This window comes from Streptomyces tuirus (assembly GCF_014701095.1).
GTDB lineage: Bacteria > Actinomycetota > Actinomycetes > Streptomycetales > Streptomycetaceae > Streptomyces > Streptomyces tuirus.
Map to the genome: position 1 here is coordinate 1918393 of NZ_AP023439.1, position 24724 is coordinate 1943116.

The 24724-nt window shown below is 72.5% G+C and carries 21 protein-coding genes; 11 read left to right on the forward strand and 10 right to left on the reverse strand.

Translation table 11 applies throughout. From position 1 onward, the window contains the following. Nucleotides 1-5 precede the first annotated feature (5 nt). The 6 genes from IGS69_RS08895 to IGS69_RS08920 all read right to left on the reverse strand — a co-directional run bounded on the left by IGS69_RS08895 (nucleotide 6) and on the right by IGS69_RS08920 (nucleotide 8790). Nucleotides 6-2237, reverse strand: a complete 2232-nt coding sequence (locus tag IGS69_RS08895) for a protein kinase domain-containing protein (protein ID WP_190898174.1) — start codon at nucleotides 2235-2237, stop codon at nucleotides 6-8. A 145-nt stretch (nucleotides 2238-2382) separates the two neighbouring features. Continuing rightward, the gene (locus tag IGS69_RS08900; RefSeq protein WP_190898175.1) at nucleotides 2383-5517 is read right to left on the reverse strand and encodes an efflux RND transporter permease subunit; all 3135 of its coding nucleotides are present in this window, start codon (nucleotides 5515-5517) and stop codon (nucleotides 2383-2385) included. 160 nt (nucleotides 5518-5677) lie between these two features. Continuing rightward, the gene (locus tag IGS69_RS08905; RefSeq protein WP_190898176.1) at nucleotides 5678-6361 is read right to left on the reverse strand and encodes a response regulator; all 684 of its coding nucleotides are present in this window, start codon (nucleotides 6359-6361) and stop codon (nucleotides 5678-5680) included. Then, entirely contained in the window at nucleotides 6358-7578 is a 1221-nt protein-coding gene (locus IGS69_RS08910) for a sensor histidine kinase (RefSeq protein WP_190898178.1), read from the reverse strand. The genes IGS69_RS08905 and IGS69_RS08910 overlap by 4 nt, the downstream gene beginning before the upstream one ends. 124 nt (nucleotides 7579-7702) lie before the next feature. After that, nucleotides 7703-7981, reverse strand: a complete 279-nt coding sequence (pspAA, locus tag IGS69_RS08915; RefSeq protein ID WP_190898179.1) for a PspA-associated protein PspAA — start codon at nucleotides 7979-7981, stop codon at nucleotides 7703-7705. A gap of 23 nt (nucleotides 7982-8004) precedes the next feature. Beyond that, nucleotides 8005-8790: a PspA/IM30 family protein gene (locus tag IGS69_RS08920; RefSeq protein WP_269783155.1), complete on the reverse strand. Its 786-nt coding sequence runs from the start codon at nucleotides 8788-8790 to the stop codon at nucleotides 8005-8007. 316 nt (nucleotides 8791-9106) lie between these two features. On the opposite strand from IGS69_RS08920, the gene IGS69_RS08925 reads away from it, so the two are divergent. Beyond that, a complete protein-coding gene (locus tag IGS69_RS08925) occupies nucleotides 9107-9706 on the forward strand; it encodes a DUF3043 domain-containing protein (RefSeq protein ID WP_190898180.1) in 600 nt (199 codons plus the stop codon). Nucleotides 9707-9789: 83 nt separating this feature from the next. Then, entirely contained in the window at nucleotides 9790-10491 is a 702-nt protein-coding gene (locus IGS69_RS08930; RefSeq protein WP_190898182.1) for a class I SAM-dependent methyltransferase, read from the forward strand. A 50-nt stretch (nucleotides 10492-10541) separates the two neighbouring features. On the opposite strand, the gene IGS69_RS08935 is transcribed toward IGS69_RS08930, so the two are convergent. Continuing rightward, on the reverse strand, nucleotides 10542-10754 hold the full coding sequence (locus tag IGS69_RS08935; RefSeq protein ID WP_030837510.1) for a hypothetical protein: 213 nt from the start codon (nucleotides 10752-10754) through the stop codon (nucleotides 10542-10544). 247 nt (nucleotides 10755-11001) lie between these two features. Here IGS69_RS08935 and IGS69_RS08940 point away from each other — a divergent pair, with 247 nt between their 5' ends. After that, entirely contained in the window at nucleotides 11002-12201 is a 1200-nt protein-coding gene (locus IGS69_RS08940) for a bifunctional adenosylcobinamide kinase/adenosylcobinamide-phosphate guanylyltransferase (RefSeq protein WP_190898183.1), read from the forward strand. Between the two features lie 35 nt (nucleotides 12202-12236). Here the strand turns inward: IGS69_RS08940 and IGS69_RS08945 are convergent, their stop codons facing one another. Beyond that, nucleotides 12237-13283, reverse strand: coding sequence for a class I SAM-dependent methyltransferase (locus IGS69_RS08945; protein WP_190898184.1), 1047 nt, complete (start codon nucleotides 13281-13283; stop codon nucleotides 12237-12239). 197 nt (nucleotides 13284-13480) lie between these two features. On the opposite strand from IGS69_RS08945, the gene cobT reads away from it, so the two are divergent. Together cobT and IGS69_RS08955 are read left to right on the forward strand one after the other, a co-directional pair. Next, nucleotides 13481-14599 carry a nicotinate-nucleotide--dimethylbenzimidazole phosphoribosyltransferase gene (gene cobT / locus IGS69_RS08950; RefSeq protein ID WP_190898186.1) on the forward strand — a complete coding sequence of 373 codons (1119 nt, stop codon included), beginning with the start codon at nucleotides 13481-13483 and terminating at the stop codon, nucleotides 14597-14599. A 134-nt stretch (nucleotides 14600-14733) separates the two neighbouring features. Beyond that, nucleotides 14734-15432 carry a hypothetical protein gene (locus tag IGS69_RS08955; RefSeq protein ID WP_190898187.1) on the forward strand — a complete coding sequence of 233 codons (699 nt, stop codon included), beginning with the start codon at nucleotides 14734-14736 and terminating at the stop codon, nucleotides 15430-15432. Here IGS69_RS08955 and IGS69_RS08960 read toward each other — a convergent pair. Then, nucleotides 15372-16133 carry a hypothetical protein gene (locus tag IGS69_RS08960; RefSeq protein WP_190898188.1) on the reverse strand — a complete coding sequence of 254 codons (762 nt, stop codon included), beginning with the start codon at nucleotides 16131-16133 and terminating at the stop codon, nucleotides 15372-15374. The genes IGS69_RS08955 and IGS69_RS08960 overlap by 61 nt on opposite strands. Before the next feature lie 60 nt (nucleotides 16134-16193). On the opposite strand from IGS69_RS08960, the gene IGS69_RS08965 reads away from it, so the two are divergent. Together IGS69_RS08965 and IGS69_RS34555 are read left to right on the forward strand one after the other, a co-directional pair. Continuing rightward, nucleotides 16194-16976, forward strand: a complete 783-nt coding sequence (locus IGS69_RS08965; RefSeq protein ID WP_190898189.1) for an adenosylcobinamide-GDP ribazoletransferase — start codon at nucleotides 16194-16196, stop codon at nucleotides 16974-16976. Nucleotides 16977-17392: 416 nt separating this feature from the next. Next, nucleotides 17393-17602: a hypothetical protein gene (locus IGS69_RS34555; RefSeq protein ID WP_232543461.1), complete on the forward strand. Its 210-nt coding sequence runs from the start codon at nucleotides 17393-17395 to the stop codon at nucleotides 17600-17602. Here the strand turns inward: IGS69_RS34555 and IGS69_RS08975 are convergent. Then, nucleotides 17562-18341, reverse strand: coding sequence for an endo alpha-1,4 polygalactosaminidase (locus IGS69_RS08975; RefSeq protein ID WP_190898190.1), 780 nt, complete (start codon nucleotides 18339-18341; stop codon nucleotides 17562-17564). The genes IGS69_RS34555 and IGS69_RS08975 overlap by 41 nt on opposite strands. Nucleotides 18342-18666: 325 nt before the next feature. Here IGS69_RS08975 and IGS69_RS08980 point away from each other — a divergent pair, with 325 nt between their 5' ends. From IGS69_RS08980 to IGS69_RS08995, 4 genes are all read left to right on the forward strand, one after another. Beyond that, nucleotides 18667-20193, forward strand: a complete 1527-nt coding sequence (locus tag IGS69_RS08980) for a leucyl aminopeptidase (protein ID WP_190898191.1) — start codon at nucleotides 18667-18669, stop codon at nucleotides 20191-20193. 413 nt (nucleotides 20194-20606) lie between these two features. Beyond that, nucleotides 20607-21995: a dihydrolipoyl dehydrogenase gene (gene lpdA / locus IGS69_RS08985; protein ID WP_030837486.1), complete on the forward strand. Its 1389-nt coding sequence runs from the start codon at nucleotides 20607-20609 to the stop codon at nucleotides 21993-21995. 63 nt (nucleotides 21996-22058) lie between these two features. Next, nucleotides 22059-23849, forward strand: a complete 1791-nt coding sequence (sucB, locus tag IGS69_RS08990; RefSeq protein WP_190898192.1) for a 2-oxoglutarate dehydrogenase, E2 component, dihydrolipoamide succinyltransferase — start codon at nucleotides 22059-22061, stop codon at nucleotides 23847-23849. A 234-nt stretch (nucleotides 23850-24083) separates the two neighbouring features. Beyond that, on the forward strand, nucleotides 24084-24707 hold the full coding sequence (locus tag IGS69_RS08995) for a GntR family transcriptional regulator (RefSeq protein WP_184556718.1): 624 nt from the start codon (nucleotides 24084-24086) through the stop codon (nucleotides 24705-24707). Nucleotides 24708-24724 lie beyond the last annotated feature (17 nt).

Here is a 24724-nt window from a genome sequence, read left to right on the forward strand (position 1 = left end):
TGGGCTCACCCCGACACGGGTTTCCGGTCGGGGTGGGCCGGGTCCAGGGTGAAGACGTCGCCCTCCGCGGTGGCGACCACGAGGACGCCCTCGTGGAGCCGCACCTCGGAGCGCCACCACCCCTGGTTGGTCACCCGCTGGGCACGCGGCAGGGTCTCCCACAGCAGCGTGCCCTTTCGTGTGTCGACGGCGGCGACCCTTCCGCTGGCGCTGGACAGATAGACCACATGGGCGCGCGGGTCGTGGGTGACGTCGCTGGGCTGCTCCAGGCTCGTCCGGGTCTGCCACAGCCGCTCACCCGTGCGGACCGACACCGCGGTGACCTGTCCGGACGACGTGGCGAACCACAGAGTGCCGCCCGACAGCGCCGCGTTGCCCTCCAGCGGCTGCGCGAGCTTCGCCGTGCGTTCCTCGCCGGTGTCCGGATCCAGCAGCCGGATCCGGGCGAAGGCCTCGTCCTCCTCGTCCTCGGTCGGTTCGAGGAAGACCAGCCGCCCGTCGTAGGTGCCGACGGGGGTATGGCCGCTCGGCACCGTCAGGCGTCGTACCGAGCCGTCGGCCGGGTCCAGCCTCAGCAGCAGCGTCTCCTTCACGGGCATCAAGTCCGGTCCGCACACCAGGTAGCGGTTCCCGCCGGTGTCCGCCGGGCTGCAGTGCCGGCCCCCGGGCAGCGGTGCCGTCCAGCGCCCGGCGCCGGTGCGCGGCGAGCGGGCCGTCACCGAGCGGCCGCCGTCGTCCGGCACGATCACGAGGTCGCCGAAGAGATACGGGCGGACCGTGTCGACGTCCACCGTGCGGTGCCACAGCGGCTTGCCGGCCCGGGTGTCGAGGGCGGCGACCGTGACCTTGACGGCCTCCCCGTGGTCGGGACTGTACGTCTGCTCCACCAGCACGGCGTCGTCCGTGACACCGAGGACGGAGAAGCTGTACGACCCCTTGCCCGTAGCGGGGGGCAGCACGTCGGCGCGCCAGCGGGCCTGTCCGGTCAGGGCGTCGAGGCGCACGGGCAGCACCCCGTCGCCCGCGCAGTAGAGGGCTCCCTCGTACAGGTCGCACTCCGGGCCGTCCAGCGACCCGGTCCCGGCCATGCCGAGTGGCCGCTTCACTCCCTGCGCGGCGGGGGCGTCGACCGTCGTCTGCCAGGGCTTCCAGCCGGCGGGGACGGCCGTCCACCGGGAGGGCGCGGATCCGGTGCGGTCCGTCCCGCCGCGTGAGTCGTCCCCGCCCACGGATCCGGACAGCAGATAGCCGGTGAGACCGAGGACGAGGGCGGCGGCCGTGCCGGCCGTGGCCCACAGCCGCGGGGCACGGCTCCGGCGCCGGACGGCGGCCGGAGGGCCGGAGTCGGCGGCCGCTGCGGGCCGGGTGCTGACCAGGGCCACCTCGTCCGTGCGCAACGGCACCGTGTTCTGGTCCTCCGCACCCGTCTCCGGCAGGGCCGCCACCAACTCCCGCGCCAGTTCGTCCAGTCCGGGCCGGTCCGCGGGACTCTTGGCGAGGCAACGTTCCAGCAGTGCGCGCAGGGGTTCCGCAACGCCGTCCAGGACGGGGGCGTCATGGACCACCCGGTAGGCCGTCAGATAGGGGCTGTCGGCGTCGAACGGCCCCCGGCCGGTGCTCGTGTACACGAGCAGGGCGCCCACGGAGAACACGTCGGAGGCCGGGCCCACCGACCGGGCGTCGGTGAGCTGCTCCGGTGACATGAACGGCGGGGTGCCGATCATTTGGCCGGTCTCGGTCAGGGTGTTGTGGTTCTCGGCCGCGCGGGAGATGCCGAAGTCGATGACGCGCGGGCCGTCCTCGGCCATCAGGACGTTCGCGGGCTTGAGGTCCCGGTGCACCACCCCCGCCCGGTGGATCTCCCGCAAGGCCTCCACCAGCCCGAGCGCCAGTCGGCGCAGCGCGGTGCCTTTCAGCGGGCCCTGGTCGCGGATCAGGGCGGCGAGGGAGGGGCCAGGCACGTACTGGGTCGCCATCCAGGGCCGTACCGCCTCCGGGTCAGCGTCCAGGACCGGCGCGGTGAAGGCGCCGCTCACCTTGCGGACGGACTCGATCTCCTGCCGGAAACGAGCGCGGAAGACGGCGTCCTCCGCGTACTGGGCGTGCACCACCTTGACGGCGACCTCGCGCCCCGAACGGGCCCGGCCGCGGTAGACGATCCCCATGCCTCCGGAGCCGAGCCGGCCGACCAGTTTGTACCCGCCGACCGACTTCGGGTCGTCCTTCTGCAGCGGCACGCCCGGATCCTCTCCCCCGCCATGCAGTCCGGGGTCAGGATACGTAACGGTGACACGGCGGCGGCCGGGTCCCGAACCGTGCTTTCCGGTTCGGGACCCGGCCGCCGAAAGGGCTCGCCGTACGGGCTCGGCGAGGAGCCCGCGATCAGACGGAGGCGGGCTCCGGCTCGTCCGATGCCGGCGTCGCGTCGGGCCGGCCCCCGGTCTTCTCCGCCCGCTTCGCCGCGCGCTTCTTCGCCCGGCGCTCCTTGCGGAGCTCGACCATCGCGTACAGCGTCGGGACGAGCAGCAGGGTGAGGAGCGTCGACGTCACCAGGCCGCCGATCACGACCACGGCCAGCGGCTGGGCGATGAAGCCGCCCTCGCCGGTGATGCCGAGGGCCATCGGCAGCAGGGCGAAGATCGTCGCCAGGGCGGTCATGAGGATCGGGCGCAACCGGTGCCGGCCGCCCTCGATCACGGCCTCGACGACGCTGTGGCCCTGCTTGCGGTACTGGTTGATCAGGTCGATCAGCACGATCGCGTTCGTCACCACGATGCCGATCAGCATCAGCATGCCGATCATGGCCGGGACGCCCATCGGGGTGCCGGTGGCGATCAGCAGGCCGATCGCGCCGGTGGCGGCGAACGGGATGGAGACCAGCAGGATCAGCGGCTGGACCAGCGACCGGAAGGTGCCGACCAGCAGCATGAAGACGATCGCGATGGCCGCAAGCATCGCCAGGCCCAGGTTGGCGAACGCCTCGTCCTGGTCCTCGGAGACACCGCCGATCGACGCCGTGGCGCCGTCCGGGAGCTTCAGCGCGCTGATCTTCGACTGGAGCTGGGTGCTGACCGCGCCGGTGTTGTCGCCGGCCGGCTTCGCGGTGATGGTGGCCGCGCGCTGGCCGTCGATGCGGGTCATGGAGACCGGACCGTCGACGAGCTCGACGGTGGCGATGTCGCCGAGCTTCACCGCTCCGCCCAGACGCAGGTCCTTCAGCTGCTTCAGGGTCGTGGCGGGCTCGGCCGAGCGGATGACGACATCGCGCTCGGTGTCGTCCAGGACCGCCTTGGCCGCGGGGGTGCCGCGGACGGCCTGGGCGACGGCGCCGCCGAGGGTCTGGTCGTCGAAGCCGGCCGCGGCCGCCTTGCCGTTGGCCTTCACCGAGATGCGCGGCACGCTCTGCGACAGGTCGCTGGTGACGTCCGTGACGTCGTCGAGCGAGGCGACCGTCTTGCGGACCTCCTCGGACGCCGTACGCAGCACCTCGGCGTCGGCGGCCTTCACCACGACACTGAGGTCCTGGGCGCCGAACCCGTCACCGGCGGTGATGGTCGTCGTGCCGATGCCCTTCAGCCCGGCCAGGCCCTTCTCGATGCCGTCCTGGACGTCCTCGGCCGACGCCGAGTCCTCCAGCATCACCTGGTACGAGGCCTGGTTGGTGTCCGTGCCGCCGCCGAAGGCCGCCATGAAGCCGGACGAGCCGATGGTGACCTGGTAGTCCTTCACGCCCTCGGTGCCGGCGAGCAGCCGCTCGACCTTCTTCGCCTGGGCGTCCGTCGCCGCCAGGCTGGCGCCGGGCTTCAGCTCCTGCTTGACGGTGAGGACCTCGACCTCGCCCTGGTCGAAGAAGTTCGTCTTCAGCAGCGGCGCCATGCCGAACGTGCCGACCAGCACGACGGTCGCGAGGGCCACGCTGGTGAGGCGGCGGCGGGTCGCGAACCGCAGGACCGGGACGTACATGCGCTGGAGGCGGCTCTTCGCCTCCTTCTCCTCGGCGATCCGGCGGGCCTCGGCCGCGTCCTCGGGGGTGCCCTTCGGCGGGCGCAGGAACCAGTACGACAGGACCGGCACGACCGTCAGGGAGACCAGGAGCGACGCCAGCAGCGCGGCCGTCACGGTCAGGCTGAACGAGCCGAACAGCTCGCCCACCATGCCGCCGACCAGGCCGATCGGCAGGAACACCGCGACCGTGGTGAGCGTCGAGGACGTCACCGCGCCCGCGACCTCACGGACGGCCTGGAGGATCGCCGAGTGGCGCTCCTCGCCGTAGCCGAGGTGGCGCTTGATGTTCTCCAGGACCACGATCGAGTCGTCGACGACCCGGCCGATGGCGATGGTCAGGGCGCCCAGGGTGAGGACGTTCAGCGACAGGTCGCGGGTCCACAGCACGATCAGGGCGAGGACCACGGACAGCGGGATCGACACCGCGGTCACGAGGGTCGAGCGGATCGAGGCCAGGAAGACCAGGATCACCAGGACGGCGAAGAGCAGACCGAGCGCGCCCTCGGTGGTCAGGCCCTTGATGGACTTGGAGACCGCCGGGCCCTGGTCGCTGACGACCGTGAGGGTGGCGCCCGAGCCGAGGTCCTCGCGCAGGTCCGGGAGCTTGTCCTGGACGGCGTCGGAGATGGCGACCGCGCTGCCGTCGCGGTCCATGGTGACGGCGACGGCGAGGCTGGGCCTGCCGTCGGTACGGGTGATGGAGTCGGCCGGTGCCTCCTGCTGCTTCACCGTGGCGACGTCGCCGAGGCGCACCGGCTTGCCCTTGCCGGGCTCGCCCGTGACCCTCAGGTCCTGGATCTGCTTCAGCGAGGTGAGACCGCCGCCGACCTGGACGGTGCGGTTGGCGCCCCCCTCGTCGAAGGAGCCGGCCGGCACGGTCGCGCCGCCCGCCTTGAGCGCCTGGGAGACGGACAGCGAGGTCAGACCGGCCTTGGCGAGCTTCGCGTCGTCGGGCGTGACGGTGACCTGGAGGTCGCGCACACCGTCGACGGTGACCTGGCCGACGCCGTCGATGCTCTTCAGGTCCGGCACGACGGTCTTGTCGAGCTGGTCGGCCAGGGCCTGCTGGTCCCGGCCGGAGGTGACGGCGAGGACGACGGTGGGAATGTCGTCGGTGGAACCGGCGACGACCTGCGGGTCGACGTCGTCCGGGAGCTGGACGCGGGCCCGGTTGACGGCCTGCTGGACGTCGGCGACCAGCTGCTCGGTGTTGTTGCCGTAGTCGAAGGACGCCATGATGACGGCGTTGCCCTCGCTGGCGGTGGAGGTGACGCCGCTGATGCCGTCGACGGCTTCGAGGGTGTCCTCGATGGGTTCGACGACCTGCTTCTCGACCACGTCCGGGGACGCGCCCTGGTAGGGCGCCAGCACGGACACCATGGGCAGTTCGATGGTGGGCAGCAGCTGCTGCTTGAGCTGGGGTATCGCGATCGCCCCGAAGACGAGCGCGATGATCGACATCAGCCCGATCAAGGCCCGTTGCGCGAGGCTGAACCTGGACAGCCAGGACATGGGTGAGGATCTCTCTTCTGTTTAGCGGCAGAAGCGGCAGCGGACGCGCAGATGAGCGCCCGCCCCTACACCCTGAGCCATGCGGGAACCCGGTTTCGTAGCCCCCAGGTCCAAATCCTTATGCGGCGCATACTCCGCCCGCAGTACACCCGGGTCGGGCTCACTCCACCCTTGGACGGACCAGACCGGATTCGTACGCGGTGACGACGAGCTGGGCGCGGTCCCGGGCGCCGAGCTTGGCCATGGCCCGGTTGACGTGCGTCTTCACCGTCAGCGGGCTGACTTCGAGGCGCTCGGCGATCTCGTCGTTGGAGTGTCCGCCGGCGACCAGGACCAGCACCTCGCGCTCCCGGACGGTGAGCGAGTCGAGCCGTTCGCCGCGGGCCGGGTCGCGGTCGCCGTCGGCCGGGTCGTCCGTGGCGAGGAACCGGGCGATCAGGCCCGTGGTGGCCGCCGGGGAGAGCAGGGCCTGCCCGCCGGCCGCGATCCGGATGGCGTTCAGCAGTTCCTCGGGCTCGGAGCCCTTGCCGAGGAAGCCGGAGGCGCCCGCCCGCAGCGACTGCACGACGTAGTCGTCGACCTCGAACGTCGTCAGGATGACCACCCGGACGTCCGCGAGGCCGGGGTCGGCGCTGATCATGCGGGTCGCGGCGAGGCCGTCGGTGCCGGGCATACGGATGTCCATGAGCACGACGTCGGCGTGCTGCTCCTTCGTCAGCCGGACCGCTTCCGCGCCGTCGGAGGCCTCGCCGACCACCTCCATGTCGGGCTCGGAGTCGACGAGCACGCGAAAGGCGCTGCGCAGCAGCGCCTGGTCGTCGGCGAGCAGGACACGGATGGTCATGCGGGGTCCTCCCCGGTCGGTGTGCGGTTCTTGAGCGGCAGGATCGCATGGACGCGGAAACCGCCGCCGTAGCGGGGACCGGTGGTGAGGGTGCCGCGCAGGGCGCTGACGCGCTCGCGCATGCCGAGCAGCCCGTGGCCGCCGCCGTCGTCCTGGGTCTCGTTCTCGCCGCTGCCGTCGTCGAGCACGGTGATCTCGATGTTCGGCCCGACGCGTACGACGCTGACCTCGGCCTTGGCCTGGTACCCGGCGTGCTTCTGCACGTTCGTGAGGGCCTCCTGGATGATCCGGTAGGCGGCCAGGTCGACGGCGGCGGGGAGGGTGGTGCCCTGATCGGCTCGGGCGACCTCGACGTGCAGTCCTGCGCTGCGGAACGTGCCGGCGAGTTCGTCGAGGCGGTCCAGGCCCGGGGCGGGTTCGGTGGGGGCCTCGGGGTCGCCGGACTGCCGGAGCAGGCCGACGGTGGCGCGGAGTTCGTTGAGCGCGGAGCGGCTGGCCTCGCGGACGTGCGCGAGGGCTTCCTTGGCCTGGTCGGGCCGCTTGTCCATGACATGGGCGGCGACCCCGGCCTGCACGTTGACCAGGGCGATGTGGTGGGCGACCACGTCGTGCAGGTCCCGGGCGATGCGCAGGCGTTCCTCGGCGACCCGGCGGCGGGCCTCCTCCTCGCGGGTGCGCTCGGCCCGTTCCGCGCGTTCGCGGATGGCCTGGACGAAGGCGCGGCGGCTGCGGACGGCGTCACCGGCGGTGGCGCCGATACCGGTCCAGGCGAAGATGCCGAGGTTCTCCTGGGCGTACCAGGGCAGCGGTCCGGCGGCCATGGCGGCGCCGGTCAGCACGGTCATCGTGAGCAGGCCGACCCGCCAGGTGGTGGGGCGGTCGGTGGTGGAGGCGACGGTGTAGAGGGCGATCACCGCGGACATCGCGACGGGGGCGCGGGGGTCGCCGGTGACGGACTCGATGACGGACAGCGTGCCCGTGACGGCGAGAACCGCCATGGGGGCACGGCGGCGGAAGACCAGGGCCGCGGCGCCGAGGGTCATGAGGAGGAGGCTGAGCGGGTCGGGGGTGCGCAGGACCCAGTTGACGCTGTCCCGGTGCCGGGGTTCCACGAAGGAGCCGGCGACCATGCAGACCAGGACGGCGAGGGCGAGGACGGCGTCCAGAGCCAGGGGGTGCGCCTTGGCCTGGTGCTTGGCCCGCGCGAGGGTGCTCACGGGGGTTTACGGTAGCCGGGCCGGTGCCCGGCGTCCGGGTTGAGCTCGGGTGGGCCCGCAACCCGGCGGCGCGGGGTGCCGCCCGCGCCCACCCGCCCCCGGCGGCACGACTGCCCGCGGACCACTAACCCGGGATCAAGCCGTCGTCGCTGAGGAGCTCCCGGACTTCCTCCAGCGTCGCGTCCGGGGACGGCAGGATCAGTTCCGACGGTTCCAGGGAGTCGTCCGGGAGGGGGTCGCCCAGGTCGCGGACCCTGGTCAGGAGGGCCTGGAGGGTGCGGCGGAAGGCGGGGCCGTCGCCGTTCTCCATTTCCGCCAGGAGTTCGTCGTCCAGCTTGTTCAGCTCGGCGAGGTGGCCGTCGGCCAGACTCACCTGGCCCTCCCCCATGATCCGTACGATCATGTCGCCCTCCTAGGCGTGGACCCCTACTGCTTGTCGAAGCGCGGAGTGTCCTGCGGCTGCTGCTGGCTCTGCTGCCCGTTCGAGCCGCCTTCGATGGCCTGCTGCCCACTGCTCGGACCACCGGCCAGTTCGGCCTTCATGCGCTGCAGTTCCAGCTCTACATCCGTACCACCGGAGAGCCGGTCCAGCTCGGCCTGGATGTCGTCCTTGTGCATGCCGGACTGGTCGTCGAGGGCGCCGGAGGCGAGCAGCTCGTCGATCGCGCCGGCCCTGGCCTGGAGCTGGGCCGTCTTGTCCTCGGCGCGCTGGATCGCCAGGCCGACGTCCCCCATCTCCTCGGAGATGCCGGAGAAGGCCTCGCCGATGCGGGTCTGCGCCTGGGCCGCCGTGTACGTGGCCTTGATCGTCTCCTTCTTCGTGCGGAAGGCGTCGACCTTGGCCTGGAGCCGCTGGGCCGCGAGGGTGAGCTTCTCCTCCTCGCCCTGGAGCGTCGCGTGCTGGGTCTCCAGGTCGGTCACCTGCTGCTGGAGGGCGGCGCGGCGGGAGAGCGCTTCCCGGGCCAGGTCCTCGCGGCCCAGCGCGAGCGCCTTGCGGCCCTGGTCCTCGAGCTTGCCGGACTGCGACTGGAGCTGGTTCAGCTGGAGTTCCAGGCGCTTGCGGCTGGTCGCCACGTCGGCGACGCCGCGGCGGACCTTCTGGAGCAGCTCGAGCTGCTTCTGGTACGAGTAATCAAGGGTCTCGCGCGGGTCCTCGGCCCGGTCAAGGGCCTTGTTCGCCTTCGCGCGGAAGATCATCCCCATACGCTTCATGACACCGCTCATGGGCTTCGCGCGCCCCCTTCTGACCGACTCCGGCAGCTGCTCCTGCGACAGAACCCACAGTACGGGCCCTGCATCCATTACCGCACTGTTCGGGGACGGATGCGCTCATCCCCAAGGACGACTGCGTGCGCTCCCGCTCCGGCGTAGGGAGTAGGTGGTCCCCGGGGTCACCGGAGCCGTCCCCCCGGGAAACATCCGGAGGCGTACGCAACGTCCCCTCTGTCCCCTTACTGACGACTGGTGTTGCCGGATCGTTCCCCACGGGGCTGGGGTCCATGCCCGGAAGCCCTTACCCTTGGGTTTTGTGTTCCGTAGCCGTGCGAAGGATGAGAAGGCCCAGGACGCCGACAAGGCGCCGGTGAACTTCTCCAAGCAGCCCCGCGACCCCCAGGCCCCCAAGGGCCGCCCCACGCCGAAGCGCAGTCAGGCCCAGAGCCAGCGCCGCAGCGTGGCCAACACGTCGATGACGCGCAAGGAGGCCGCCAAGCGACAGCGCGAGGAGCGCCGTACCGCGATGGAACGGCAGCGCCAGGCGCTGGCGAGCGGCGACGAGCGCTACCTGCCCGCGCGCGACAAGGGACCGGTCCGCCGGTTCGCGCGCGACTTCGTCGACTCCCGCTTCAACATCGCGGAGTTCTTCCTGCCGATGGCCGTGGTCATCCTCGTGCTGAGCATGGTGCGGGTGGGCGCTCTGCAGAACATCGCGCTGCTGCTGTGGCTCGTGGTGATCGTGCTGATCGTGCTCGACTCGTTCGTCACGTCCTTCCGTCTGAAGAAGCAGCTGAACGAGCGCTTCCCGGGTGAGAACAAGCGCGGCGCCGTCGCCTACGCCCTGATGCGCTCCCTCCAGATGCGCCGGCTCCGGCTGCCGAAGCCGCAGGTCAAGCGCGGAGAGCGGCCCTGACCACGACGCCGTTCTCCGGGGGTGCGGCGGATGCCTGGCTGGACAGGCTGGGCGGGCTGCGCGATGTCGTCCGGCAGGAGCTGGTGGCCCGCCAGCTGGACGAGCAGATAGTGGGCCGGTTCCCGGTCGGCAAGCGCCTGCGGGTGCTGGACGTGGGGATGGGCCAGGGCACCCGGGCGCTGCGGCTGGCCCGGGCCGGCCACCAGGTGACCGGCCTGGAGCAGGACACGACGATGGTCGCCGTGGCCCGGGAGTCCCTCGCCGGGGAACCGGAGGGCATCCGGGAGCGGATGCGGATCATCGAGGGCGACGGCCGCGACACCGGCGTGCACTTCCTGCCGGGCAGTTTCGACGTGGTGCTGTGCCACGGCGTCCTCATGTACGTCGAGGAGCCCGACCCGCTGCTGGCGGGCCTCGCCCGGATGCTCGCGCCGGGCGGGCTGCTGTCCCTGCTCGTGCGCAACGGGGACGCGCTCGCGATCCGGCCGGGCCTGTCCGGTGACTGGTCCGGGGCGCTGGCCGCCTTCGACACGGTGTCCTACCGGAACCGGCTGGGGCTCGACGTGCGGGCCGACCGGCTGAAGGACCTGACGTCGACGCTCGCGGGGATCGGGGCGCCGCTGCACGCCTGGTACGGGGTGCGGGTGTTCACCGACACGGCGGCGGACGACGCCGGGGCCCCGGCCGACGTGGAGACGCTGCTCGCGGTGGAGGAGAGGGCCGGGCGGACCGATCCGTACCGCGGGGTGGCCGCGCTGCTGCACCTGTGCGGCGTGCGGGGCTGACTCCCGGAAGAGGGGTGTGGGCGGGGGCCGCCGGCCCCCGCCCGTCCGGCTTACGCCTCGGCCGCGTGCAGGCTCATCGGCCCGTAGATCTCCGTGACGTCCTCGAACAGCCGCACCTGGTCGGCGCCGCCCTCCTGGAGGGCCTTCCAGTGCTCGCCGATCCAGGACTCGGCGTCCCCCTGGGTGGGGAACTCCTCCGGCGGCACCGCGGGCTGGACCTCCGTCCCGTCGGTCTTCTCGAACCGCCACGTCCATGCCGCCATGTACGCCTCCCATGTGTGTGAGCACACTGCACAGCGAAAAGCCGGATCTTGGTCCGGCCCCTCTGAGAGCGTAAGCGCTCCGCCGGGTTGGGCGTTACGGGGCTTGCGGGGGTGTGGGGCATCGGCTGGGTGCGGGTCGTGGGGGTTGCTCGCGCCCGCGCGGCGGAGCCGCATATCGACACGGCCCGCGCCCCCAAGGGGGCGTCCCCATCACGCGTTACTCGTTGCGGCGGGTGAGAATCGGGGCGTGGAACTCACTCTGCTCGGTACTGGCGCGCCCACCGGACTCCCCCGCCCCGACTGTCCCTGTGCCGCCTGTGCGGCCGCTCTCGGGCCGGACGCGCGGGCGGCCACCGCGTTGCTGCTGGACGGGGCGCTGCTGCTCGACCTGACGCCGGGCGCGGCGTTCGCGGCGGCGCGGGCGGGCCGTTCCCTGACCGGTGTACAGCAGGTGCTGTTGTCGCATCCGCACAACGGGCCGGCGGTCGAGGTGCCCGCCGGACTGCCGCAGCCCGGACGGGTGCCGGACGGGCGGGAGTTGACGCTGCTGACGGGGCACCGGGTACGGGCGGTGGCGCTGGACGCGCCGGGCACGGGGTACGCGGTGACCGGGCCGGAGGGGCAGCGGCTGCTGTATCTGCCGCCGGGCGGGGCGCCCGCGGGTCTCGCGGAGCCGGCCGAGGCGTACGACATGGTGCTCGCCGATGTCGTGGGGCGGCCTGACGCGCTGGCGAAGCTGCGGGCGGTGGGGGCGATCGGGCCGACGACCGACGTGCTCGCCGTCCATCTGGACCACGACGTGCCGCCCGGCCCCGAGCTGCGGCGGCGGCTCGCGGCGGCCGGGGCGCGGGCCGTGCCGGACGGGGTGACGCTGGCGGTGGGGGCGTACGAGGACGTGCCGGACGTGCCGCGGCGGACGCTGGTGCTGGGCGGGGCCCGGTCGGGCAAGTCGGTGGAGGCCGAGCGGAGGCTGGAGGCCTTTCCGGACGTGCTGTACGTGGCGACGGGCGGGTCGCGCAACGGGGACACGGAGTGGTCCTCGCGGGTGGCGGCGCACCGGGAGCGGCGGCCGGGCTCGTGGCAGACGGTCGAGACCTGCGACCTGGTGCCGCTGCTGCTGGAGGAGGGGCCGCCGCTGCTGGTCGACTGTCTGTCGCTGTGGCTGACGGACGCGATGGACTCCGTCGGGGCGTGGGACGACGCGGTGTGGGCGGAGCGGGGCGAGAAGGCCCTGCGGGAGCGGGTGCGGGAGCTCACCGAGGCGGTGCGGGTCACCCGGCGGACGGTGGTCGCCGTGTCGAACGAGGTGGGGTCGGGGATCGTGCCGTCGACGGCGTCGGGGCGGCGGTATCGCGATGAACTCGGGCGGCTGAACGCGGGGTTCGCGGCCGAGTGTGAGCATGTGCTGCTGGTGGTGGCGGGGCAGGCGGTGGTGCTGCGGGGCTGACCGGGGCCCCGCGGCCTCCCTCCTCCCCGCCCGGCCTACGCGGCTGTGCGGGCGATCACCCGGTAGGTGTTCGCGAAGCGTGTGCGGCGGGCCACCGGGGCGATGAGGTGGTCGGCCAGCGCCGCCACGGCGACCAGGGGGACGCCCGCGCGGAGCAGGGCCGCGCGGGTGTGCCGCCGGACGGGGGGCGGGGGGATGGCCCGCCAGGGGGTGTCCGGGGCCGGCAGGGCGTGGGACAGGGCCAGGGACGTGGCGCCCGCGAGGTCGTGGGGGATGTGGACCGGGCGGTGGTCGAGCGTCAGGATCGTGCAGCCGGCCGACTCCAGTTCCGCGCGGACGTTCTGCGGGGGCAACAGGTGGAGGTGGCGCGGCTGGTCGTAGGGGAGCCACCAGCGGCCCAGCAGGGCGGCGAAGACGCTGCGGGGGCTCAGGGTCTCGATGAGCAGGTGGCCGCCCGGGCGAAGGACGGAGAGGGCGGCCCGGAGTTCCGCCCGGGGGTCGGGCGTGCCCTCCAGGTGGTGGAGCATGCTGACCACGTCGTAGCGGGCGCGTAGCGGGGCGGCGATCCGCGGGTCCGTCAGACGGCCGACGTGGGCCTCCTCGACGCGGTCGGCGGTGCGGGCGCGGACCACGCGCGGGGTGGGGTCCAGGCCGTCGAAGGCGGTGTAGGGGAAGAACTGCCGGGCCGTGGCCGGGAAGCGGGCGTGGCCCGTGCCGACGTCGAGCCAGCTCTCCGGCTCTCCGCAGCGCAGCATCGCGCGGGCGGCCGAGCGGTGCCGGCGCGGGCTGCCGCGCAGGGCGAGGAGGCCGTCGCTCGCCGGATCCCTGGGCGCCCCGCGCGCGGTCCGGTGGTACAGGGCCAGGCCCTCCACGGTGAGGCGGGGGTTCTGGAAGGTGTGGCCGCACTCCTGGCACGCGTCGACGGTGAAGCTGCCCGGCTTGTACTGCCGCAGGTCACCGGTGCGCAGCCGGTTCCGCAGCCGGTCGGAGCCGCACCAGGGACAGTCCTCCCGGCGCGGTTCGTGGACCCGTGTGGTCGCTTGGGGGACGGGGGGTGCTGAGGGGGCGGGATGTGCGGGCATGGGCGGCTCCCGGGCGCGACGGCGTTCGGCGGCGGCGTAGGGCGAGGGCGTACGGCGGGGACGTCGCACCGACCACGTACGACAATCCGCTGCAAAACGGAACGTATGGGATGCCGATCTAGGGTGCAACGATGTCGCCGTGACGGAGTGGTGATGTGGCGCCGTTCTGTTCGACCGGGGCCGGTACTGTTCGGCGAATGAGCTCGCTTAATCTCGACGACTTCACCGATCTGATCGAGCGTCCGGACGGCGGGATCCGCCGTGACGCCGAGGCACGCCGGGAGCGACAGATCGTGCCGCCCGGATCGCTGGGCCGCCTCGACGAACTGGGTGAGTGGCTCGCGGCGGCGCAGTCCGCCGTACCGGTCCGGCCGGTCGAACAGCCGCGGGTGGTGCTCTTCGCCGGTGACCACGGCATCGCCGAGCTGGGCGTCTCGGCCCGGCCGGCGGGCAGTGCCGGGGAGTTGGTGCGCGAGGTGCTGGAGGGCGGCCGGCCCGTGTCGGTGCTGGCACGGCGGCTGGGCGTGCCGGTGCGGATCGTCGACATGGCCCTGGACTGCGACCCCGAGGGCCTGCCGGAGGACGTCGTACGGCACCGGGTGCGGCGCGGCAGCGGGCGGATCGACGTCGAGGACGCGCTGACCCTGGAGGAGGCGGAGGCGGCGTTCCGGGCCGGGGTCGCGGTGGCCGACGAGGAGGCCGACTCCGGTACGGATCTGGTGGTGCTCGGCGATGTGAGCGTCGGCGGGACCACGGTCGCGGGCGTGCTGGTCGCGGCGTTGTGCGGGGTCGACGCGTCGGTCGTCACCGGGCGCGGCGGGCTGGCGATCGACGACCTGGCGTGGATGCGCAAGTGCGCGGCGATCCGGGACGCGCTGCGCCGGGCCCGGCCGGTGCTCGGTGACCAGTTGCGGCTGCTGGCGACGGTGGGCGGGGCCGATGTCGCCGCGATGACGGGCTTCCTGCTGCAGAGCGCGGTGCGCAAGCTGCCGGTGGTGCTCGACGGGGTCGTGACGGCCGCGTGCGCGCTGGTCGGGCAGCGGATCGCGTTCCGGGCGCCGGACTGGTGGCTGGCCGCGCACGACAGCGGCGAGCCCGGGCAGGCCAAGGCGCTGGACCGGATGGCCCTGGAGCCGCTGCTCACCCACGGGGTGACCGTCGGGGAGGGCGCGGGCGGTCTGCTGGCGCTGCCGCTCGTGCAGGCCGCCGCTGCGCTGGCCGCCGAGCTGCCCGAGAAGCCGAAGGAGTCCGAGGGGCCCGATATGACCGAGGAGCCGGCCGGGCCGCAGGGGTCCGGGGAGCCCGCCGGACAGTAGAGGCGCCGAGATCCAGGTCACGCACGCCTGGCTCAACTTCGTCCCGTTCCGGTCGGTCTTGGAACGTGGTGTCGGTTTGACTGAGTCGCGGACACCCGCAGACGTACCCACGCACCGACGAGGACGACCGCCGGATGACCACGCTCGCCCGCTGGGCCCGCGCAGAATGGGGTGCGCTGTACGCCGCGGTGCGCGGGCCGCTGGCCGCGCGGCGGTGGCGGGCGGTGCCGATGGCGGTCACGGCCGTGTGTCTCACGGCCGTGCTGCACGTCGTGCACCACCAGTCGTGGGGTTACCGGTTCGTGCAGGACATCGGCGCCGTGCGGGCCGAGGACCCGTTGTGGCCGGCCCTGCTGCGGACGCCGCTGTCGCTGTTCGTGCCCGCGCTGGATCTGCCGGTGTGGGGCGCGCTGGTGCAGATCCTGCTGGTGTTCGGCATCGCCGAGCTGTGCCTGGGCCGGTGGCGGACGCTGGCCGTCGCCTACGTCGCGACGCTCGCGGGGACGCTGTACGCGCGCCTGGGCATCCGGCTCGGCCCGGACTCCCCCCTCGGTCTGCCCGCCTCGGACGCCTGGGTCGTGGACACCGGGCCGTCGGCGGCCGTGGTGGGCCTGGCCGTCTTCCTCGGCTGGCGGTACCGGGCGTACGTGACGGCCTCGCTGGTGATCGTGGCGATGGTGGCCGAGGTCGCGCTGAAGGAGAACCTCGCGGGCAAGGAGCACCTCGCGGCGATCGTGGCGGTGCTGGTGCTGTGCGCGGTGGGCGAACTGCGTCAGCGGCGTTCGAGGGACCGGGCGGGCTCGGGGTCGGGCGCGCCGCCGATCCAGTCCTGAACGGCTCGCATGGGGGTCACCCAGCGGCGGTCGTGGTGATAGGAGCGCAGGGCGGATTTGGCCCGGGCACGGGGCCGGTTGCGGTAGAAGCGTTTGGCCCACGGGGAGGTGGGCCGGGCCAGCCGTACGGCCCCGACCAGGGCGAGGAAGGGGATGATCACGCCGATGACCGCGAGACGGACCTTGCCCTTGAACAGGGCGATGAGGGCGAACGCGAAGTTCACGAGGATGTTCACGAGGACGACGGCGCGGTTCTGCTGCTGGTCGTCGTTGAGGTCGTTGACGCCCAGCGGCGAGAAGCCGATCAGGAGCAGGCCCACGAGGGAGGCGGTGAGGACGACCATCTCCACGCTCTTGCGGCCGTTCGGCGTCCAGTAGACGTCGGCGAGATGGAGGACCAGGGCGAACTCGTCCAGGACGAGACCCGCGCCGATGCCGAAGACCACCGCGGCCAGGCACGAGCCGAAGCCGTGCTGGCCGCCGGCGACCGCGCCGAAGCCGCCGACGATCGTCAGGATGACCCCGGGAACCACGTGGTGGACGTGGACGCCGCCGCTGCTGACGTTGCCGAAGGGGCCCTTGCCCGCCCGGATGAGGCGGGTGATGAGCCGGGTGATGAGGAAGGTCAGGACGAAGGCGACGAGGGCGAGGAGCAGTGGCAGCTTGCCGGGTTCGATGATGTTCCGCTCCAACCATCCCATATGTGAACTTTATCCTCGGCTGCCGTTCCCGCTCTCCTGACCGGCCGGTAGCCTGCGCCGGTGCCCACGACTTCGCCCCTCGACGGCCTCCGCTTCGCCTTCGGCACCCTCACGGTGATCCCCGTCCGGGTGACCCGGTGGGACCGGGAGGCCGCACGCGGCGGCATGCTGTGCGCCCCGCTGGCCGGTCTCGCGGTCGGCGCCGCCGCCGCCGGGCTCGGGCTGGTGCTGCTGTTCCTCGGCGCGGGCGCCCCGCTCGCCGCGGTGGCGAGCGTCGCCGTGCCGGCCGCCCTCACCCGGGGCCTGCATCTCGACGGGCTCGCGGACACCGCCGACGGGCTGGGCAGCGGCAAGCCCGCCGAGGACGCGCTGCGGATCATGAAGCAGTCGGACATCGGGCCCTTCGGGGTCATCACCCTCGTCCTCGCCCTGCTCGCGCAGGTCGCCGCGCTCGCCGAGGCCTACGACGCCTCCTGGGCCCGGGGCGCGTGCGCCGCCGTCGTCTCCGCGACCCTCGCCCGCCTCGCGCTGACCCTGGCGGCCCGGGCCGGGGTGCCGGCGGCACGGCCGGAGGGGCTGGGGGCGGCGGTCGCGGGTGCGGTGCCTCCGCGGAGGGCCGCGGTCGCCGCCGTGGCCGTCGCCGGGGCCGCCGCGGCGGCCGGTGCCCTCCTCGGGCCCTACGACATGATCCGGGCCGTGGTCGCGGTCGTCCTCTCCCTGGCCGCCGCCGAGGCCCTGCTGCGGCACTGCGTCCGGCGCTTCGGCGGCGTCACGGGGGACGTCTTCGGCGGACTGGCGGAGACGGCGGCGACCACGGCGCTGGTCGTTCTGTCACTGGGCTGAAACGATCTCCCCGTCCCCCTCCTGCCCAGGCCGCCCAGCCGCTGGCTTCCTGCCCCGACACACCATCGATCGGGGGACGTTGATGCCGAAGCTGCGCCGGGTCCTGGCCTGGTTCGTCGATTTCGCGCTGGTCGTGGCGCTGGCCTCGGCGCTCGCCGTGCTCACCTTCCACCGGGTCTCCGCGCTCGTCACGGACGTGCCCGAACTGGCCACCCGCGGCGGCTTCGACCTGCTGACCTCGCGCGGTGACGTGCTCGACGCCTCCCAGGACCTGGGGCTCTCGCTGTGGAACAAGTCGGTGGCCGGGCGCACCCTCGGCAAGGCCCTGACCGGCCTGAAGGTCACCTCGAACCTCCCGCGCAGGTTCAGGGCCGCCCGGCGGGCCGCGGTCACCACCGCGGCGGACGTCGCGCGCCGTGTACGCGGTGGCCTGTGTGCTGCTGGTGGAGGGTCAGGTCGTGCTGTCGGTGCTGGTGTGGGCCGTGGCGGTGGTGCTGTTCCTGCTGAACGCGCTGCCCGTCCTCTCCCCCGGCCGCCGGTCCCTCGCCGACCGGGTCGCGGGCACCGCGGTCACCGGGATCGGGCTCAGCACGCCCGTCGCCACACCCCTAGTTCGTACTTCTTGAGCAGTGAACTGAGCTTCAGGCGGCGCGAGTCGGCGCAGAAGCGGGCGGTGGGGAGCTCGTACTCCACGTGGAAGACGGCCTTGCCCGCGGCGATGAAGGGCTTCAGGGCCGTGCACTCGCCGTACTGGGCGCACTGCTCGTTGACCGCGAAGTCGAAGTCGCCGACCAGTTCCGGGATCTGGTCCAGGTCGTTCTTCAGGCCGACGGCCAGGCCCCGGTCGTGGGCCAGCCGGGCGACGAGGCGGTTGTAGCGCAGCTGGTCGGTGGCCGTGAGCGGGAAGCCCGTGTCGTTGCGGTAGCCGTCCATGTTGTCGGGCTCCACCGCGTCGAAGCCCTTGTCGCGGCACATGTCGATCCGCGCCGCCATGAGCGGCTCCAGGACGTCGGTGCGGCGGATGTCGAGCCAGCGCTCGCCCTTCCAGCCGTTGCCGCGGCCGAGGACGGACTTCGGAAAGTCGCCGGCGTCCGGGCGGAACTCCTCCCAGGCGCCCGTGGAGAGATAGCAGATGACCTTGCGGCCGTCGCGGTGCAGCCGGGCGACCGTGTCCTCGGAGTGGTCGAAGCCGTCGATGTCGTAGACCGGCACGTCGACGGAGGTGTCCAGACGCCCGCTGAGCTGCCACTGCCAGGCGGTGCCGGGGCGGGGCTGCCAGCGGGGGCCGGGCTTGTCGTCGGGGGTCCGGGCGCAGCCCGCGAGGAGCAGGACGAGCAGAGCGACGAGCAGGGACGGGCGTCTCACGGCGGTCTCCAGGGTGTGGGGCAGCGTGCCCCAAGGATGATCTCCGGTTCCGGGGACGGGTGGGACGTTGCCGGATCGCGACGAGTGTGACCCGGTTCACCGGTGTGAGGGATCAGAAAATGGCCATTACGCCACCGACAGGTGAACGCCCGCAGGAATGAGCGAACGGGGCCGCGCGCGTAGTCTCGTCGTCGAGTGTTCGCCGCACCGGGGAAGGCCCCGTGGATACCGGACCCTGAGGTCGGATTAGGGTCGGCTGTCGGGCCCGGTCGACCCACACCGTTCGACCACCGCAACTTCACATCGGAAGCGAGATTTCACCACCGTGACTGCTCTCACTCTCAGCACCTCCGCGGCGCCCGGCCTGCGGGCCGACGCGATCGTGATCGGTGTCGCCAAGGGTGCCAAGGGACCGGTCGTCGCACCGGGCGCCGAGGCCGTGGACAAGGCGTACGACGGCAGGCTCGCCGGCGTTCTGGAGACTCTCGGCGCCTCCGGCGGCGAGGGCGAGGTGACGAAGCTGCCGGCGCCGTCCGGCTTCAAGACACCGCTCGTCCTGGCGGTCGGACTGGGCACGGTCCCCGAGAAGGACGCCGAGTACGGCACCGAGGCCCTGCGCAAGGCCGCCGGCGTCGCCGCCCGCGCCCTGGCCGGGTCGAAGAAGGCCGCCTTCGCGCTGCCGCTGGACGACGCCGCCGACGCCGGTGCGATCGGGGAGGGCGCGCTGCTCGGCACGTACTCCTTCGACGCCTACAAGGACAACGGCAAGGACCCCAAGGCGAAGAACGGCAAGGCACCCCTCGCCGAGATCGTCCTGCTCGGCGGCAAGCCGCGCGACAAGGCGTACAAGGCCGCGGTCGAGCGTGCCGTCGCCGTGTCCGAGGAGCTCAACCGCTCCCGGGACCTGGTCAACACCCCGCCGAACGACCTGAACCCCGAGTCGTTCGCCGCGATCGCCCAGGCCGCGGCCAAGGAACACGGCATCAAGGTCCAGGTGCTCGACGAGAAGGCCCTGGCCAAGGGCGGCTACGGCGGCATCCTCGGCGTCGGCTCCGGCTCCGCGGCCGCCCCGCGCCTGGTCAAGCTGTCGTACACCTCCTCCAAGGCGAAGAAGCACCTCGCCTTCGTCGGCAAGGGCATCACCTACGACTCGGGCGGCATCTCGCTGAAGCCGGCGGGTCACAACGAGACGATGAAGTGCGACATGGCCGGTGCGGCCGCGGTGTTCGCCGCGGTCGTCGCCGCCGCGCGTCTCGGCCTGGAGGTCAATGTCACCGGCTGGCTCGCCCTGGCCGAGAACATGCCCTCCGGGTCCGCGACCCGTCCGGGTGACGTGCTGCGGATGTACAGCGGCAAGACGGTCGAGGTGCTCAACACCGACGCCGAGGGCCGGCTGGTGCTGGCCGACGCGCTGTGGGCGGCGTCGCAGGAGAAGCCGGACGCGGTCGTGGACGTGGCGACGCTGACCGGGGCGATGGTGCTGGCGCTGGGCAACCGGACGTTCGGGATCATGGGCAACGACGACGCGTTCCGTGCGGCGCTGGTCGAGGCCGCCGAGGAGGTCGGGGAGCCGGCGTGGCCGATGCCGCTGCCGGAGCACCTGCGCAAGGGGATGGACTCGGCCACGGCCGACATCGCGAACATGGGTGAGCGGATGGGCGGCGGGCTGGTCGCCGGTCTGTTCCTGCGCGAGTTCGTGGGCGAGGGGATCACCTGGGCGCACCTGGACATCGCCGGGCCGGCCTTCAACGAGGGCGGGCCGTTCGGGTACACGCCGAAGGGCGGTACGGGGACGGCTGTGCGGACGCTGGTGCGGCTGGCGGAGCTGACGGCTGCGGGTGATCTGGGCTGACCGTCGCCTGAGAGCTCGGTCTCGTCCGTTGTGTGGCGAGTGCGGGGGCGTGGGGGCTGGTCGCGCAGTTCCCCGCGCCCCTTGGGCGTTGCCCTCGCGCCCCGCGGCGGAGCCGCAGATCGGACACAGCCCCGCGCCCCTTGGGCGTTGCCCTCGCGCCCCGCGGCGGAGCCGCAGATCGGACACAGCCCCGCGCCCCTTGGGCGTTGCCCTTCAGGCGTCGAAGGCGTGGCTCATCTGAACGTGGGGCGTCTCACACCGCAGCCCGGCGTCTCCTTGTGTGCCGACAAGTGCGAAGATGGGGCTCGGCAGGACAGGGCCCCACCGAAGGGCCGAAGAACGAGCGGCCGGACACCAGCCGCCTGCCGGTCACCGAAGACCGGCTCACGGCGCACATGCATGGAGGACGTGACGTGGCGAACGACGCCAGCACCGTTTTCGACCTAGTGATCCTCGGCGGTGGCAGCGGTGGTTACGCCGCGGCGCTGCGCGGGGCGCAGCTGGGCCTGGACGTCGCCCTGATCGAGAAGGACAAGGTCGGCGGCACCTGCCTGCACCGGGGATGCATCCCCACCAAGGCCCTGCTGCACGCGGGCGAGATCGCCGACCAGGCCCGTGAGAGCGAGCAGTTCGGTGTGAAGGCCTCCTTCGAGGGCATCGACATCGCCGGGGTCCACAAGTACAAGGACGGCGTGATCGCCGGTCTGTACAAGGGCCTGCAGGGGCTCGTCGCCTCCCGGAAGGTGACGTACATCGAGGGTGAGGGCCGGCTGTCCTCCCCCACGTCCGTCGACGTGAACGGCCGCCGCGTCGAGGGCCGTCACATCCTCCTCGCGACCGGCTCCGTGCCGAAGTCGCTGCCCGGCCTGGACATCGACGGCAACCGGATCATCTCCTCCGACCACGCCCTCGTCCTGGACCGCGTGCCCAAGTCCGCGATCATCCTGGGCGGCGGTGTCATCGGCGTCGAGTTCGCCTCCGCGTGGAAGTCCTTCGGCACCGAGGTCACGATCGTCGAGGGTCTGAAGCACCTCGTCCCGGTCGAGGACGAGAACTCCTCCAAGCTGCTGGAGCGCTCCTTCCGCAAGCGCGGCATCAAGTTCAACCTGGGCACCTTCTTCCAGAAGGCCGAATACACCCAGGACGGCGTCAAGGTCACCCTCGCCGACGGCAAGGAGTTCGAGGCCGAGATCCTGCTGGTCGCCATCGGCCGCGGCCCGGTCTCCCAGGGCCTGGGCTACGAGGAGCAGGGCGTCGCCATGGACCGCGGCTACGTCCTGGTCGACGAGTACATGCGCACGAACGTGCCGACCATCTCCGCCGTCGGTGACCTCGTCCCGACCCTCCAGCTCGCGCACGTCGGCTTCGCCGAGGGCATCCTGGTGGCGGAGCGCCTGGCCGGTCTGAAGACCGTTCCGATCGACTACGACGGTGTCCCGCGGGTGACGTACTGCCACCCGGAGGTCGCCTCCGTCGGTATCACCGAGGCCAAGGCCAAGGAGATCTACGGTGCGGACAAGGTCGTCGCTCTGAAGTACAACCTCGCGGGCAACGGCAGGAGCAAGATCCTGGGCACCGCGGGCGAGATCAAGCTCGTCCAGGTCAAGGACGGTGCCGTCGTCGGCGTCCACATGGTCGGCGACCGCATGGGCGAGCAGGTCGGCGAAGCCCAGCTGATCTACAACTGGGAGGCGCTGCCCGCCGAGGTCGCGCAGCTCATCCACGCCCACCCGACCCAGAGCGAGGCGCTCGGCGAGGCCCACCTGGCCCTGGCCGGCAAGCCCCTCCACGCGCACGACTGACCCCTCGGTCGACACACGCGACGACACAGACTTCCGCACTTTCCGTAAGGAGCAACCGAAACCATGGCGGTTTCCGTAACCCTTCCGGCGCTCGGCGAGAGCGTCACCGAGGGCACTGTCACCCGCTGGCTGAAGGCCGAGGGCGAGCGCGTCGAGGCCGACGAGCCGCTGCTCGAGGTGTCGACCGACAAGGTCGACACCGAGATCCCTTCGCCCGCCGCCGGTGTCCTGGCCTCCATCAAGGTCGCCGAGGACGAGACGGTCGAGGTCGGCGCCGAGCTGGCCCTGATCGACGACGGCAGCGGCGCGCCCGCCGCTGCCCCGGCCCCCGCCGCGGAGCAGGTCGCCGAGCCGGCCCCCGAGCCGGCCGCGGCCGCCCCGTCCACCGAGCAGGCCGCCCCGGCGGCCGCTCCCACCGCCGACGCCGCTGCCGGCGGCGGCTCCGCCGAGGGCACGGACGTCGTCCTGCCCGCGCTCGGCGAGTCCGTCACCGAGGGCACCGTCACCCGCTGGCTGAAGTCGGTCGGTGACAGCGTCGAGGCCGACGAGCCGCTGCTCGAGGTCTCCACCGACAAGGTCGACACCGAGATCCCGGCGCCCACCTCGGGCACCCTGCTGGAGATCGTGGTCGGCGAGGACGAGACCGCCGAGGTCGGTGCCAAGCTCGCCGTCATCGGTGTCGCGGGTGCGGCTCCGGCCGCCGCCCCGGCGCAGGAGGCCCCCGCCGCCCCGGCCCAGCCCGAGCCCACCCCGGCTCCGGCTCCGGCTCCGGCGCAGCCCGCCCCGGCCCCGCAGGCCCCGTCGGCTCCCGCCCCGCAGCAGCAGACCACCCCGGCTCCCGAGCCGGCTCCGTCCGCTCCCGCGCCGGCCCCGGCTCCGGCCCAGGCCCCGGCCGCTCCGGCCGCCGCCAAGCCCGCCGACGACGGCGCCTACGTCACCCCGCTGGTGCGCAAGCTCGCCGCCGAGCAGGGCGTCGACCTGTCGACCGTCAAGGGCACCGGCGTCGGCGGCCGTATCCGCAAGCAGGACGTCGTCGCCGCCGCCGAGGCCGCGAAGAGCGCCGCCGCCACCCCGGCCCCCGCCGCTGCCGCCCCGGCCCCCGCCGGGAAGGCCCCGGTGCTGGAGGCGTCCCCGCTGCGCGGCCAGACCGTGAAGATGCCGCGGATCCGCAAGGTCATCGGCGACAACATGGTCAAGGCCCTGCACGAGCAGGCCCAGCTGTCCTCGGTCGTCGAGGTCGACGTGACCCGTCTGATGAAGCTGCGCGCCCGTGCCAAGGACGCGTTCGCGGCCCGTGAGGGCGTCAAGCTCTCGCCGATGCCGTTCTTCGTCAGGGCCGCGGCCCAGGCGCTGAAGGCGCACGCGCCGATCAACGCCAGGATCAACGAGGCCGAGGGGACCATCACCTACTTCGACACCGAGAACATCGGTATCGCGGTGGACTCCGAGAAGGGCCTGATGACCCCGGTCATCAAGAACGCCGGTGATCTCAACCTCGCCGGTATCGCCAAGGCCACGGCCGACCTGGCGGGCAAGGTCCGCGCCAACAAGATCACCCCGGACGAGCTGTCCGGCGCGACCTTCACCATCTCCAACACCGGTTCGCGCGGCGCGCTCTTCGACACGATCATCGTGCCGCCGGGCCAGGTCGCGATCCTCGGCATCGGCGCGACGGTCAAGCGCCCCGCCGTCATCGAGACGGAGGAGGGCACGGTCATCGGCGTCCGCGACATGACGTACCTGACCCTGTCCTACGACCACCGCCTGGTGGACGGCGCCGACGCCGCCCGCTACCTGACGGCGGTCAAGGCCATCCTGGAGGCGGGCGAGTTCGAGGTCGAACTCGGCCTCTGATCTCCAACGCCGGACGGCTGTACGGTGCCCCCCTCGGATCATCTCCGGGCGGGGGCACTTTGCTTGGGGGCGCGGGGAACTGCGCGACAAGCCACACACAGGGCGTCAGCCGAACGACAACCCCACGCCCCCGTGTAAGTCTCGTCTCACCTGCACCAAAGCACCCCCACCCACCCCACCCGCGGAGCGAACCGGCCGTATTGTCTAAACGTCAATCCCGCGTAAGGAGCCCTCATGACCGCGCCCGTCATCCACTCGCTCCGCGAGCAGATCCGCGAGCACATCCTGGAGGGGATCATCAGCGGACGCTGGCAGCCGGGTGAGCGGATCGTCGAGCGCCGGATCGCCACCGAGCTGGAGGTCAGCCAGACCCCGGTCCGCGAGGCCTTGCGCGAGCTGGAGTCCCTGCGCCTGATCGAGTCGGCTCCGAACAAGGGCGTGCGCGTCCGCAACCTCACGGCCGCCGACCTGGAGGAGAGCTACCCGGTCCGGGCCGGCCTGGAGGCCATCGCCGCGGAGCTGGCCGCCCAGGGCCTCGCCGAGGACTGCTCGGCACTGGAGCCCCACGTCAGCGCCCTGTACGAGGCGGACCGCAGCTCCGACGGCACCGCGCAGGTCCGCCACACCGTCGCCTTCCACCGCGAACTGGTCCGCGCCGCGGGCAACTCCGTGCTGCTGCACACCTGGGAAGGCCTCGGCATCGAGGTGTTCACGGCCCTGTCGATCCGCTGGCTGGGCACGCAGCAGCAGAGTTACGCGGAGGAGCACGAGGAGCTCGTCGCCGCGTTCAAGCGCCGTGACCCCCGGATCGCCGAACTCGTGAAGGCGCACGTCCTGGGCTGCGCGCCTCGGGCGTGACACCCGAGCGCCCTCTC

What these genes read in the sequence shown, in the direction of transcription:
- IGS69_RS08945 (WP_190898184.1), bottom strand. Translation starts at nt 13,283, where the DNA reads ATGCCCGCACATCCCGCCCCCTCAGCACCCCCCGTCCCCCAAGCGACC.
- IGS69_RS08995 (WP_184556718.1), top strand. Translation starts at nt 24,084, where the DNA reads ATGACCGCGCCCGTCATCCACTCGCTCCGCGAGCAGATCCGCGAGCAC.
- pspAA (WP_190898179.1), bottom strand. Translation starts at nt 7,981, where the DNA reads ATGATCGTACGGATCATGGGGGAGGGCCAGGTGAGTCTGGCCGACGGC.
- sucB (WP_190898192.1), top strand. Translation starts at nt 22,059, where the DNA reads ATGGCGGTTTCCGTAACCCTTCCGGCGCTCGGCGAGAGCGTCACCGAG.
- IGS69_RS08900 (WP_190898175.1), bottom strand. Translation starts at nt 5,517, where the DNA reads ATGTCCTGGCTGTCCAGGTTCAGCCTCGCGCAACGGGCCTTGATCGGG.
- IGS69_RS08960 (WP_190898188.1), bottom strand. Translation starts at nt 16,133, where the DNA reads ATGGGATGGTTGGAGCGGAACATCATCGAACCCGGCAAGCTGCCACTG.
- IGS69_RS08935 (WP_030837510.1), bottom strand. Translation starts at nt 10,754, where the DNA reads ATGGCGGCATGGACGTGGCGGTTCGAGAAGACCGACGGGACGGAGGTC.
- IGS69_RS08955 (WP_190898187.1), top strand. Translation starts at nt 14,734, where the DNA reads ATGACCACGCTCGCCCGCTGGGCCCGCGCAGAATGGGGTGCGCTGTAC.
- cobT (WP_190898186.1), top strand. Translation starts at nt 13,481, where the DNA reads ATGAGCTCGCTTAATCTCGACGACTTCACCGATCTGATCGAGCGTCCG.
- IGS69_RS08920 (WP_269783155.1), bottom strand. Translation starts at nt 8,790, where the DNA reads ATGAAGCGTATGGGGATGATCTTCCGCGCGAAGGCGAACAAGGCCCTT.
- IGS69_RS08905 (WP_190898176.1), bottom strand. Translation starts at nt 6,361, where the DNA reads ATGACCATCCGTGTCCTGCTCGCCGACGACCAGGCGCTGCTGCGCAGC.